Genomic DNA, 12,904 nt, shown 5'->3' with positions numbered 1-12,904 from the left:
CCCGTGTCATCACTGCATCTCCTCGTTGCCTCACTCGCCGCCGTTGCCTCACTCGCCGTCCCGGCGAATCTTGCCCGACGCCGGGCAGCGGGGGTAGCAGCGCCCGCCGGTCAGTTGACCGTCGGGGCGTAGTCGCGGCCGTAGCTGGCGTACCCCAGCAGGCCGACGATGGTAGCGATCACAATGGCGGCCACGGCCAGCACGATTCCGGCCCACGCCAGCGCCACGCCGGTGTGCAGCCGCCGGTTGCCGATCAGGAAGCCCTCCGCTGCCCGCAGGTCGGCCCGGACCTCGCGGGCAAGGAGGAGGGCGATCGTCGCGGGTACCACGCCACCGACCATGATGCCGGTCAGCGCGGCGACGATACCGAGCGCCAGCACGGCGCCCGCCTTGCTGGACGCGACCGGGTCAGGATCGAGCGGATGCCGGCGGGGCGGCGGGGTCACCGGCGCGACGGTACTCATACGACAAGCAGATCACAGCGGCAGCCGGCGCGGTCGGGCGGCTCGGCGGAGAAGCCAGCTCATGCACCAAATGGACGTTCATGCATATGACGTACGGCTGTGCCGGCCAACCCGCGGACCCGACCGTCACCGGCGCGCCTCGCGGTACGGCGGTTGGCAGGCATGAGATGCGTAACTGAACCGGTGTAACCCAGACGATTCGCGCCGATCGCCACGGATCAGCCTCCGACCGCGCGAGAAAAACCTGTCGAGGCAACAAATCCGGACCCCACAAAGGCCTCGGAGGTTGTACCGTTGTGAGCACCAGGCCTGCTGCTTCCCCCGTGGCAGCAGGCCTGGCCTTTTTTGTTTGGGGTCCCAAAAGCGTGCCTGCGGCCCGCGAAGCCACACGGACCCGGAAAGCCCCGTGGGCCCCGAGGCGATGCCTCGGGGCCCACGGCGTCTGGTGCGATCTTCGACTACCGGAACGACCCCAGGTCGAAGTCGTCCAGCGGCACGGCCTGGCCGCTGGCCGGACCGAAGCCGTAGTCGGTCTCCGGGTACCCGGTCATCGAGTACACCTTGGCCTTCGCCTCGTCGGTCGGCTCCACCCGGATGTTGCGGTACTTGGCGATGCCGGTACCGGCCGGGATGAGCTTACCGATGATGACGTTCTCCTTGAGACCGATCAGCGAGTCGCTGCGGGCGTGGATCGCGGCGTCGGTGAGCACCCGGGTCGTCTCCTGGAACGAAGCCGCGGACAGCCACGAGTCCGTCGCCAGCGACGCCTTGGTGATACCCATCAGCACCGGTCGGCCGGCAGCCGGCTCGCCGCCCTCGGCGACGATCCGGCGGTTCTCCGCCTCGAACTGCGCCCGGTCCACCAGCACACCCGGCAGGAACTCGGTCGCGCCGGAGTCGATGATCATGACCCGCTTGAGCATCTGGCGGATGATGATCTCGATGTGCTTGTCGTGGATGAGCACACCCTGCGACCGGTACACCTCCTGGACCTCCTGGGTGAGGTGCACCTGCACCGCACGGGGGCCGAGGATGCGCAGCAGCTCGTGCGGGTCGATGGTGCCCTCGGTCAGCTTCTCGCCGACCTCGACGTGCCCACCGTCGTGCACCCGCAGACGAACCCGCTTCGACAGCTTGTCGTGGACGATCTCCTCGCTGCCGTCGTCCGGCACGATGATGATCTTCCGCATCCGCTCGCCGTCCTCGATCCGGACCCGACCGGCGGTCTCGGCGATGGGCGCCTTGCCCTTCGGAACCCGGGCCTCGAAGATCTCCTGGACACGCGGCAGACCCTGCGTGATGTCCTCACCGGCGACACCACCGGTGTGGAAGGTACGCATGGTCAGCTGGGTACCGGGCTCACCGATCGACTGGGCGGCGATGATGCCGACCGCCTCGCCGACGTCCACCGTCTTGCCGGTCGGCAGCGAGCGCCCGTAGCAGGCACCGCAGACGCCCAGCTTCGACTCGCAGGTGAGGACGCTGCGGACCCGGACGTTCTCCACCCCGGCCGCAACGATCTTGTCGACCAGGATCGAGTTGAGGTCCATGCCCCGCTCGGCGACCAGGTTGCCGTCGGCGTCACGGACGTCGTCGGCCAGGGTACGGGCGTGCGCGCCGGTCTCGGCGTGCTCGTGCACCACGACCCGGCCGTCGAGCCGCTGGCCGACCTGCATCGGGATCGCGCGGTCGGTACCGCAGTCCTCCTCGCGGATGATGACGTCCTGCGACACGTCCACCAGACGACGGGTCAGGTAACCCGAGTCGGCGGTACGCAGCGCGGTGTCGGCCAGACCCTTACGGGCGCCGTGCGTGGAGATGAAGTACTCCAGCACGGTCAGGCCCTCACGGAACGAGGACTTGATCGGCCGCGGGATGATCTCACCCTTGGGGTTGGCCACCAGACCGCGGATCGCCGAGATCTGCCGGAGCTGGAGCAGGTTACCGCGGGCACCCGAGTGGATCATCTTCCACAGCGGGCTCTCCTGCGGCAGCGCGGTCTCCATCTCCTTGGCGACCTCGTTGGTCGCCTTGGTCCAGATCTCGATGAGCTCGCCGCGGCGCTCCTCGGCGGTCATCAGACCACGCTGGTACTGCTTGTCGATCCGCTCGGCTTCCTTCTCGTAGCGCTCCAGGATCTCCCACTTGCGCGGCGGAGCGACCACGTCCTCGATGCCGATCGTCACGCCCGACCAGGTGGCCCAGTGGAAACCGGCCTCCTTGAGGGCGTCCAGCGTCGCCGCCAGCGAGACCTTCGGGAACCGCTCGGCGAGGTCGTTGACGATCGCCGAGAGCTGGCTCTTACGGATCTCGTAGTTGACGAAGCGGTACCCACGGGGCAGGGCCTCGTTGAACAGCACCCGACCGAGGGTGGTGTCGACGATCACCGGGTCACCCGGCTGCCAGTCCTCGGGTGCCTCCCAGGGCTGCGCACCGGCGCCGTTGTCGACCCCGATGAGCTCGCGCAGGCGGATCTTCACCGGCGCCTGCAGGTGCAGCTCGCCGTTGTCGTACGCCATGCGCGCCTCGGCGTCGGACGCGAACGTCCGCCCCTCGCCCAGCATCCCCGGCCGCGAGTGGGTCAGGTGGTACAGGCCGATGACCATGTCCTGGGTGGGCATGGTGACCGGCTTGCCGTCGGCCGGCTTGAGGATGTTGTTGCTGGACAGCATCAGGATCCGGGCCTCGGCCTGCGCCTCGGCCGACAGCGGCACGTGCACCGCCATCTGGTCACCGTCGAAGTCGGCGTTGAACGCCGTGCAGACCAGCGGGTGGATCTGGATGGCCTTGCCCTCGACGAGCTGCGGCTCGAACGCCTGGATACCCAGCCGGTGCAGGGTGGGCGCCCGGTTGAGCAGCACCGGGTGCTCGGTGATGACCTCTTCCAGCACGTCCCACACGACCGGGCGCTGCCGCTCGACCATCCGCTTGGCGGACTTGATGTTCTGCGCGTGGTTGAGGTCGACCAGCCGCTTCATCACGAACGGCTTGAACAGCTCCAGTGCCATCTGCTTGGGCAGGCCGCACTGGTGCAGCTTCAGCCGCGGGCCGACGACGATGACCGAACGGCCCGAGTAGTCGACGCGCTTACCCAGCAGGTTCTGCCGGAACCGGCCCTGCTTGCCCTTGAGCATGTCGGACAGCGACTTCAGCGGCCGGTTACCGGGACCGGTCACCGGACGACCGCGACGGCCGTTGTCGAACAGCGCGTCGACGGCCTCCTGCAGCATCCGCTTCTCGTTGTTGACGATGATCTCGGGGGCGCCGAGGTCGATCAGTCGCTTGAGCCGGTTGTTGCGGTTGATGACCCGGCGGTACAGGTCGTTGAGGTCGCTGGTGGCGAACCGGCCACCGTCGAGCTGCACCATCGGGCGCAGGTCCGGCGGGATCACCGGCACGCAGTCGAGCACCATCCCCAGCGGCGAGTTGCTGGTGTTGAGGAAGGCGGCGACGACCTTCAGCCGCTTCAGCGCACGGATCTTGCGCTGGCCCTTACCGGTGCGGATCGTCTCGCGCAGGTTCTCGGCCTCGGCGTCGAGGTCGAGGTTCTGCAGCAGCGCCTTGATCGCCTCGGCGCCCATGCCACCGGTGAAGTACTCGCCGAACCGGTCGCGCAGCTCGCGGTACAGCAGCTCGTCGGTGACCAGCTGCTTCGGGTCGAGCTTGCGGAAGGTGTCGAGCACCTCGTCGAGGCGGTCGATCTCGCGCTGCGCGCGGTCGCGGATCTGGCGCATCTCACGCTCGCCAGCCTCCTTGACCTTGCGCCGCACGTCGGCCTTGGCGCCCTCCGCCTCCAGCTCGGCCAGGTCCTGCTCGAGCTTGGCGGCGCGCTTCTCGATCTCGGCGTCGCGGGCGTTCTCGGCCTGCCGCTTCTCGGCGCCGATCTCGTTCTCGATCGTGGACATGTCGCGGTGACGCGCCTCGGCGTCCACGCTCGTCACGACGTACGACGCGAAGTAGATGATCTTCTCGAGATCCTTCGGCGCCAGGTCGAGCAGGTACCCGAGTCGGCTCGGGACACCCTTGAAGTACCAGATGTGGGTGACGGAAGCGGCGAGCTCGATGTGGCCCATGCGCTCACGGCGGACCTTGGCCCGGGTCACCTCGACGCCGCAGCGCTCACAGATGATGCCCTTGAACCGGACCCGCTTGTACTTGCCGCAGTAGCACTCCCAGTCCCGGGTCGGACCGAAGATCTTCTCGCAGAAGAGTCCGTCCTTCTCGGGCTTCAGGGTGCGGTAGTTGATCGTCTCGGGCTTCTTGACCTCACCGTGCGACCACTGCCGGATGTCGTCGGCAGTGGCCAGCCCGATACGAAGCTCGTCGAAGAAGTTGACGTCGAGCACTCTTCTATGTCCCTCGAATCAGTTGCTCGGGTGGTTGCCAGGGGTCGGGCGGGGGCCGCCGGATGGCGACCCCCCGCACGGATGGATCAGACTTCCTCGACGCTGCTCGGCTCCCGCCGCGACAGGTCGATGCCCAGCTCCTCGGCCGCCCGGAACACCTCGTCGTCGGTCTCGCGCATTTCCAGGGCCACACCGTCGCTGGAGAGCACCTCAACGTTGAGGCACAGCGACTGCAGCTCCTTGAGCAGCACCTTGAACGACTCCGGGATACCCGGCTCTGGAATGTTCTCGCCCTTGACGATGGCCTCGTAGACCTTGACGCGGCCGAGAACGTCGTCGGATTTGATTGTCAGCAGCTCCTGCAGCGCGTAGGCCGCGCCGTAGGCCTGCATCGCCCAGCACTCCATTTCACCGAAGCGCTGACCACCGAACTGCGCCTTACCACCCAGCGGCTGCTGCGTGATCATCGAGTACGGACCGGTGGACCGAGCGTGGATCTTGTCGTCAACCAGGTGGTTGAGCTTCAGGATGTAGATGTAGCCCACCGCGATCGGGTCGGGCAGCGGCTCGCCGGACCGGCCGTCGAACAGCTGTGCCTTACCGGAGGCACCCACCAGCTGCTGGCCGTCCCGGTTGGGCAGGCTCGACGCGAGCAGACCGGTGATCTCCTCCTCACGGGCACCGTCGAAGACCGGCGTCGCCACGTTGGTGTCCGGCTCCGACTCGTGCGCGTTGATCGACCGAAGCGCCTTCTTCCACTCGGCGTCGTCGCCGTCGACCTTCCAACCGGTCTTGGCGACCCAGCCGAGGTGCGTCTCCAGCACCTGACCGACGTTCATCCGGCTCGGCACGCCGAGCGGGTTGAGCACGATGTCGACCGGGGTGCCATCGGCCAGGAACGGCATGTCCTCGACCGGCAGGATCTTGGAGATGACGCCCTTGTTGCCGTGGCGGCCCGCGAGCTTGTCACCGTCCTGGATCTTGCGCTTCTGGGCCACGTACACCCGGACCAGCTCGTTGACGCCCGGCGACAGCTCGTCGCCGTCCTCACGGTTGAACGTGCGCACGCCGATGACCGTGCCGGTCTCGCCGTGCGGCACCTTGAGGCTGGTGTCACGGACCTCACGCGCCTTCTCCCCGAAGATCGCGCGCAGCAGCCGCTCCTCCGGCGTCAGCTCGGTCTCGCCCTTCGGCGTGACCTTGCCGACCAGGATGTCCCCGGGTACGACCTCGGCACCGATCCGGATGATGCCCCGCTCGTCCAGGTCGGCGAGCATCTCCTCGCTGACGTTGGGGATGTCGCGGGTGATCTCCTCCGGACCCAGCTTGGTGTCGCGGGCGTCCACCTCGTGCTCCTCGATGTGGATCGAGGTGAGCACGTCCTCCTGCACGAGGCGCTGCGACAGGATGATCGCGTCCTCGTAGTTGTGCCCCTCCCAGGGCATGAACGCCACGAGCAGGTTGCGCCCGAGCGCCATCTCGCCCTCGTCGGTGCAGGGACCGTCGGCGAGGACCTGACCGGGCTCGACCCGCTGGCCCTCGAAGACGACCGGCTTCTGGTTCACGCAGGAGCCGGCGTTGGAGCGGCGGAACTTGTGCAGCAGGTAGGTGCGGCGGTGGCCGTCGTCCTGGTGCACCGTGATGTAGTCGGCGCACATGTCCTCGACGACGCCGGCCTCCTCGGCCAGCACGACGTCACCGGCGTCGGTCGCCGCCCGGTACTCCATGCCGGTACCGACCAGCGGCGACTCGGCCTTCACCAACGGCACGGCCTGGCGCTGCATGTTCGCACCCATCAGGGCACGGTTGGCGTCGTCGTGCTCGAGGAACGGGATCATGGCCGTCGCGACCGACACCATCTGGCGCGGCGAGACGTCCATGTAGTCCACGTCTTCGGGAGCGACGTTGTCCAGCTCACCGCCCTTGCGGCGGACCAGGACCCGGGCCTCGGCGAACCGGCCGTCGGACTGCAGCGGCGCGTTCGCCTGGGCGATGACGTGCCGGTCCTCCTCGTCGGCGGTCAGGTAGTCGATCTGGTCGGTGACCCGGCCACCGTCGACCTTCCGGTACGGCGTCTCGATGAAGCCGAACGGGTTGACCCGCGCGAACGTGGAGAGCGCACCGATCAGGCCGATGTTCGGGCCTTCCGGCGTCTCGATCGGGCACATCCGGCCGTAGTGGGACGGGTGCACGTCACGGACCTCGAAGCCGGCCCGCTCACGCGACAGACCACCCGGGCCGAGCGCCGAGAGGCGTCGGCGGTGGGTCAGGCCCGCCAGCGGGTTGGTCTGGTCCATGAACTGGGACAGCTGCGACGTACCGAAGAACTCCTTGATCGCCGCCACGACGGGACGGATGTTGATCAGGGTCTGCGGCGTAATCGCCTCGACGTCCTGCGTGGTCATCCGCTCGCGGACAACCCGCTCCATCCGGGACAGGCCGACCCGGACCTGGTTCTGGATCAGCTCACCGACCGTCCGCAGGCGGCGGTTACCGAAGTGGTCGATGTCGTCGGCCTCGTACCCCTCCTCGCCCGTGTGGAGCTTGCAGAGGTACTCGACCGTCGCGACGATGTCGTCCTCGGTGAGGACGCCCGTCGTGATCGGCACGTCGATCTCGAGCTTCTTGTTGAACTTGTACCGGCCGACCTTGGCCAGGTCGTACCGCTTGGGGTTGAAGAACAGGTTGTCGAGCAGGGTCTGGGCGTTCTCCCGCGTCGGCGGCTCGCCCGGCCGCAGCTTGCGGTAGATGTCCAGCAACGCCTCGTCCTGCCCGGCGATGTGGTCCTTTTCCAGCGTGGTCATCATCAGCTCGGACCAGCCGAAGCGCTCACGGATGCGCTCGTTGGTCCAGCCGATGGCCTTCAGCAGCACGGTCACCGCCTGACGGCGCTTGCGGTCGATCCGCACGCCGACGGTGTCGCGCTTGTCGATGTCGAACTCCAGCCAGGCACCCCGGCTCGGGATGACCTTCACGCTGGAGAGATCGCGGTCGGAGGTCTTGTCCGGCTGCTTGTCGAAGTACACGCCCGGGGACCGGACGAGCTGGCTGACCACGACACGCTCGGTGCCGTTGATGATGAAGGTGCCCTTGGGCGTCATCATCGGGAAGTCACCCATGAACACCGTCTGGCTCTTGATCTCACCAGTGGTGTGGTTGGTGAACTCCGCGGTCACGAACAGCGGGGCGCAGTAGGTCAGGTCCTTCTCCTTGCACTCCTCGATCGAGGCCTTGACCTCGTCGAAGCGTGGCGCCGAGAAAGACAGCGACATGGTGCCGGAGAAGTCCTCAATGGGACTGATCTCGTCGAGAATCTCCGCGAGACCTGAGCGCGAGTGCTGATCACCAGCCGACCGAGCCTGCCAAGCCTCGTTGCCGACCAGCCAGTCGAATGACTCGTTCTGGATGGCGAGGAGGTTGGGAACCTCCAGGTGTTCGGTGATCCTGCCGAAGGAGATCCGGCGGGGAGCGAATGCGCTCGACGAATTAATGGTCTTCGCAGGGCGGGAAGCTGCCAAGATGCGTCCTTCCGAGGACCGGTGGTGCGGCGGCCGTTTCGCGTGCAGCCCGACAGACCCCCGCCGAAAACGCCCACGGCTGGGCGCACGACGACAGAGGGGTAGTCGGCAGACAGCGCAAACTAGCAGTGTAGCCGAAAGGCTAACCGCTGTCGAGTCGCCACCGGCAGGTGACCGAAATACGCCTCTGACCTCCGGAAATCCGGAGACCGAGACCTCTCGGCACCGACCTTGGCCACCTCCGGAGGAGCGACCCGGAGGCCACTCCTGAGGATGCGGCGCTGGCCATGGCGTCCGCGGAAGGGTGGTGCTGCTTCAGCGTGCCTGGATCGTGGTCACCCCGTCAAGGGCTCTCGCAACGGCGCGCCGCGTGTTCGACCGTACAGCCGGTGCGGTACCCCCCGGATTAGCGCGAAAACGACCCGTTTCGGTCTTGGATAACCCAAGATCCGAATCATGTGGATGAGGGTACGGCGCGACCCGTCGACGGCTCAAGCCGGGGCACGAACCGCCCCGGAGGGCGGACGACCTCGGCGACCACCGACCCGGGACAGCCGATCCCGGACGACCTCGGCGACCACCGACCCGGGACAGCCGATCCCGGACGACCTCGGCGACCACCGACCCGGGACAGCCGATCCCGGACGACCTCGGCGACCACCGACCCGGGACAGCCGATCCCGGACGGCCGAGGCGGCCCGACAGCCGTTCCCTGGGGCGCGCGAAGCGGCCCGACAACGGATTCGGCCCAAAACCGCGACGGGGCGGTCACCTCCGGGAGTTCCCGGCGGCGACCGCCCCGTCGACGCGGCGCGCATGGCGCCGCGGAGATTACTTCAGGGTGACCTTGGCGCCCTCGGCCTCGAGCTTGGCCTTGGCCTTCTCCGCGGTCTCCTTGTTGGCCTTCTCCAGGACCGGCTTCGGAGCGGCCTCGACCAGGTCCTTGGCCTCCTTCAGGCCCAGGCCGGTCAGCTCGCGCACGACCTTGATGACCTGGATCTTCTTGCCACCGTCGGCGTCGAGGATGACGTCGAACTCGTCCTTCTCCTCCTCGGCCGGGGCAGCGGCAGCCGCGGCACCCGGAGCGGCAGCGACGGCGACCGGAGCGGCGGCCTTGACGTCGAAGGTCTCTTCGAACTGCTTGACGAACTCGGAGAGCTCGATCAGCGTCATTTCCTTGAACGCGTCGAGGAGCTCGTCGGTGCTGAGCTTAGCCATGATCTGGCTTTCCTTTCCTAGCTTCGAAATCGAGATCAGGCTTCGGCCGGAGCCTCGGCCGGAGCGGCCTCTGCGCCGCCTTCTGCCCCACGCTTGTCCTGCAGGGCCGCCGCAAGCCGCGCGGCCTGGGCCAGCGGAGCCTGGAAGGTCGCCGCGGCCTTGCTCATGCTTGCCTTCATCGCGCCGGCCAGCTTGGCCAGCAGTACCTCGCGGCTCTCAAGGTCGGCGAGCTTCTTGACGTCGTCCGCAGACATGGGACGACCCTCGAAGACACCGCCCTTGATGACGAGAAGCGGGTTGGCCTTCGCGAAGTCACGCAGGCCCTTGGCCGCCTCGACGGGGTCACCGCCGACGAAGGCGAGCGCGGTAGGACCGGTGAACAAATCGTCAAGGCCAGTGAAGCCCGCGTCGTTCGCCGCCCGCTTCGCCAAGGTGTTCTTGGCGACGGCGTAGGTGGTCTCCCGCCCCAGCGAGCGCCGCAACTCCTTGAGCTGAGCGACCGTGAGGCCGCGGTACTCGGTGAGCAGCGTCGCCGACGAGCTACGGAAGTGCTCGGTCAGCTCACCGACCGCAGTGGCCTTGTCTGCCCGAACCGGCTTGTCCGCCATGTCCCTCCTCTCTCGTTGCTTCAGGCTGGTCGGCCCGGAAACGAGAGACGCCCCGGCGCAGGGCGCACGGGGCGGGGTCGGCCCACGAAACGGGCCGATACGCTAACCGTCCTTACGAACATTCCGGCTCGGTCAGCCTCGCCAGCCGACCCCGAACGTTCGCCCTGCGCGGGCCGCCCGCGGATACGGGACCTTCGACCGTGCGAACACGGCGACCAGCGGTCTTTGGGTGGAACTACGCAAGCTAGGGTACGCGAGCCGCGACGCTGCACCAAATCGCGGTACGGGTAACGCCCCGTGCCGCCCCCAAGATCCTCGCAATGTCACGAACATTGCGGTGTCAGCGCCCCGGGAGACAGCAATGTGGGCGACATTGCCCGGATCTTGACGCCAGGAGCGACGGTAGCGCCCGGTCAGACCCGTACCCGCCGGATCCGCGCGTACCCGGCCAGCGCCAGCGCGGTCCAGACCAGGACGTGAACGGTGATCGTCGCCACGCCGGAAGGGGCGAAGCCGTGCGCCGCGAGCCGGGTGGTCGACATCACGGGCGGTACGAGCCACCACAGTGGTGATCCCCGTAGGCCGAAGACGAGGCTGACCACCATTCCACCGCCGAGCACCATCGCACCGAGCCCGAACGTGGCGGTCACGGCCCGGCTGGCCAGCGCACCCAGGGCAACCGCCGGCGGCACCAGGACGAGGTGCGCCCACAGCCCGACGGAGACACCGGAGGCGAGACCGGGCTCTCCGGGGTGCGGGTGCAGTTGGATCCCACCGAGCAGCCAGGGCAGGACGATCGCGAACACCACCAGCGGCAGCGCGGCGACGGCGGCGGCCAGCAGCCCGGCGGCCTGTTCCCGCCGGCGTGAACCGAGCGCCACCACGGCCAGCCGGCGCTGCACGTCCGGCTCCGCGTCCAGCAGCAGCTTCGTCTGCCACGCCAGGACCGGCGTCAGGAGCAGGGCGGACACCCCGTACGCCTCGCCGGCCGGGGACGCGCCCCCGCCGTACAGGATTCCGATCACGGCCAGGGAGGCCAGCAGCGGCGCGAGGACCCGGCCGGTACGCACGTAGCCCGCCAGGCGCATCCGGACCAGCGCGATCACCGGGCACCCCGCTCGCCGACCTGCTCGGGTCGCACGCCCGACTCGTCGGCCCGCTCGCGCCGTACGCCCAGCACGTCATGGCCCGCGGCGCGCAACTGCGCGACGGTGGCCTCGGCGCGGCTGGCACTGACCGCCACTTCGATCACGCAACGGGCCTCCTCCGCCGGCGTCGGGTCGTCGGCCGTGACCCGCCCGTCGGCCACCGACCACCGGCGGGCTCCGGGCAGGTCGACCAGCTTGCCGGAGTGGTCGCTGACCACCACCGACCCACCGGCGGCGGTCACCTCGGCGATCACCAGTGGCAACTGGGCCAGGACAGCGGCGTCGAGACCCTCGGTCGGCTCGTCGAGCACGAGCAGGCCCGGCCTGGTGAGCAGGGCCTGCGTGAGGCCGACCTTCTGCGCCGTGCCCTTCGACAGCGACGGCAGCCGGACATCGAGGTAGGACGTGAGGTCGAACCGCCCGGCCCAGTCCCGGGCGGCCGTAGCGGCCGCCGCCGCCGGCATGCCGCGGACGGTGCCCATGAAGGTCAGGTAGTCGATGACCGTGAACGGTTGGTCGGCCGGGAACCGCTCGGGGACCCAGGCGATCGTCGCCGGGCGGCCACCGATCCGCCCCCGGGCCGGGACGAGGGTGCCGACGATCGCGCGCAGCAGCGTCGACTTGCCGGCACCGTTGCGCCCGAGCAGGACGGCCGTGGCGCCCGTCGGCAGGGCGAGCGTCACCTCGCGCAGCACCCAGGGACCACGCCGGCCGTAGCGCAGCCACACGTCGTCGATACGCACCCGGTGAGCCTAAGCCAACAAGAAAGCCGCCGGGTGCCCCCACGATCGTGGGGGCACCCGGCGGCACCGTTTCGGTCGGCCCTACTCGGCCGCTTCCTCCTCGGTCAGGTTGCGCGTGCGGTTGGGGTCGACCGGAACGCCGGGCCCCATGGTCGTGCTCATCGTGACCTTCTTCAGGTACTTGCCCTTGGCCGCCGACGGCTTCGCCCGCAGTACCTCGTCGAGGACGGCAGCGTAGTTCTCGATCAGCTGGGTCTCGCCGAAGCTGGCCTTGCCGATGATCAGGTGGAGGTTGGCGTGCTTGTCCACCCGGAAAGTGATCTTTCCGCCCTTGATGTCCGAGACCGCCTTGGTGACGTCCATGGTCACCGTGCCGGTCTTCGGGTTCGGCATCAGACCGCGCGGGCCCAGGATCCGCGCGATCCGGCCGATCTTGGCCATCTGGTCGGGGGTGGCGATCGCCGCGTCGAAGTCGAGCCAGCCCTCCTGGATACGGGCGACCAGCTCGTCGGTGCCGACCGCGTCCGCACCGGCGGCCTCGGCCTCGGCGGCCTTGTCACCGGCCGCGAAGACGATCACGCGGGCGGTCTTACCGGTGCCGTGCGGCAGGTTGACCACGCCACGCACCATCTGGTCGGCCTTACGCGGGTCGACGCCCAGCCGCATGGCGACCTCGACGGTCGCGTCGAACTTGGTCGGGCTGGTCTGCTTGGCCAGCTTGACCGCCTGCGCCGGGCTGTACAGCGCGTCGCGGTCGATCAGTTCCGCCGCCTTGCGGTAGTTCTTGCCGTGCTGCATAAGTCTTTGCTCCTGTGGTCGTTGGCGGACCGGCTTCCCGGCCCTCCCACGTGGTGGTCTG

8 protein-coding genes are annotated in these 12,904 nt (G+C 68.4%); all 8 read right to left on the bottom strand.

The features are described from left to right. Nucleotides 1–110 precede the first annotated feature (110 nt). Nucleotides 111–464 carry a hypothetical protein gene (locus ACNTMW_RS08635; protein WP_426632902.1) on the bottom strand — a complete coding sequence of 118 codons (354 nt, stop codon included), beginning with the start codon at nucleotides 462–464 and terminating at the stop codon, nucleotides 111–113. Between the two features lie 458 nt (nucleotides 465–922). Then, on the bottom strand, nucleotides 923–4,810 hold the full coding sequence (locus ACNTMW_RS08630; RefSeq protein WP_426632901.1) for a DNA-directed RNA polymerase subunit beta': 3,888 nt from the start codon (nucleotides 4,808–4,810) through the stop codon (nucleotides 923–925). Between the two features lie 86 nt (nucleotides 4,811–4,896). Beyond that, entirely contained in the window at nucleotides 4,897–8,328 is a 3,432-nt protein-coding gene (gene rpoB / locus ACNTMW_RS08625; RefSeq protein ID WP_426632900.1) for a DNA-directed RNA polymerase subunit beta, read from the bottom strand. Between the two features lie 831 nt (nucleotides 8,329–9,159). Continuing rightward, nucleotides 9,160–9,546, bottom strand: a complete 387-nt coding sequence (gene rplL / locus ACNTMW_RS08620; protein WP_426632899.1) for a 50S ribosomal protein L7/L12 — start codon at nucleotides 9,544–9,546, stop codon at nucleotides 9,160–9,162. A gap of 35 nt (nucleotides 9,547–9,581) precedes the next feature. Next, on the bottom strand, nucleotides 9,582–10,154 hold the full coding sequence (gene rplJ / locus ACNTMW_RS08615) for a 50S ribosomal protein L10 (RefSeq protein WP_426632898.1): 573 nt from the start codon (nucleotides 10,152–10,154) through the stop codon (nucleotides 9,582–9,584). Nucleotides 10,155–10,567: 413 nt separating this feature from the next. After that, nucleotides 10,568–11,260, bottom strand: a complete 693-nt coding sequence (locus tag ACNTMW_RS08610) for a hypothetical protein (protein WP_426632897.1) — start codon at nucleotides 11,258–11,260, stop codon at nucleotides 10,568–10,570. After that, nucleotides 11,257–12,045: an ATP-binding cassette domain-containing protein gene (locus ACNTMW_RS08605; protein WP_426632896.1), complete on the bottom strand. Its 789-nt coding sequence runs from the start codon at nucleotides 12,043–12,045 to the stop codon at nucleotides 11,257–11,259. Before ACNTMW_RS08605 ends, ACNTMW_RS08610 begins: the two co-directional genes overlap by 4 nt. A gap of 81 nt (nucleotides 12,046–12,126) precedes the next feature. Then, a complete protein-coding gene (gene rplA, locus ACNTMW_RS08600; protein WP_426632895.1) occupies nucleotides 12,127–12,843 on the bottom strand; it encodes a 50S ribosomal protein L1 in 717 nt (238 codons plus the stop codon). Between the last annotated feature and the right edge of the window lie 61 nt (nucleotides 12,844–12,904).

Origin of the sequence: Planosporangium spinosum (assembly GCF_049999945.1) — a bacterium.
In the GTDB taxonomy this organism is placed as follows: domain Bacteria; phylum Actinomycetota; class Actinomycetes; order Mycobacteriales; family Micromonosporaceae; genus Planosporangium; species Planosporangium spinosum.
The sequence above is the reverse complement of the archived record's forward strand: the minus strand, read 5'-3'. Positions and strand labels throughout refer to the sequence as shown.

Excerpts from the sequence above, each read along its gene's own strand:
- ACNTMW_RS08635 (WP_426632902.1), bottom strand. The coding sequence starts at position 464 with ATGAGTACCGTCGCGCCGGTGACCCCGCCGCCCCGCCGGCATCCGCTC.
- rplL (WP_426632899.1), bottom strand. The coding sequence starts at position 9,546 with ATGGCTAAGCTCAGCACCGACGAGCTCCTCGACGCGTTCAAGGAAATG.
- rplJ (WP_426632898.1), bottom strand. The coding sequence starts at position 10,154 with ATGGCGGACAAGCCGGTTCGGGCAGACAAGGCCACTGCGGTCGGTGAG.
- rplA (WP_426632895.1), bottom strand. The coding sequence starts at position 12,843 with ATGCAGCACGGCAAGAACTACCGCAAGGCGGCGGAACTGATCGACCGC.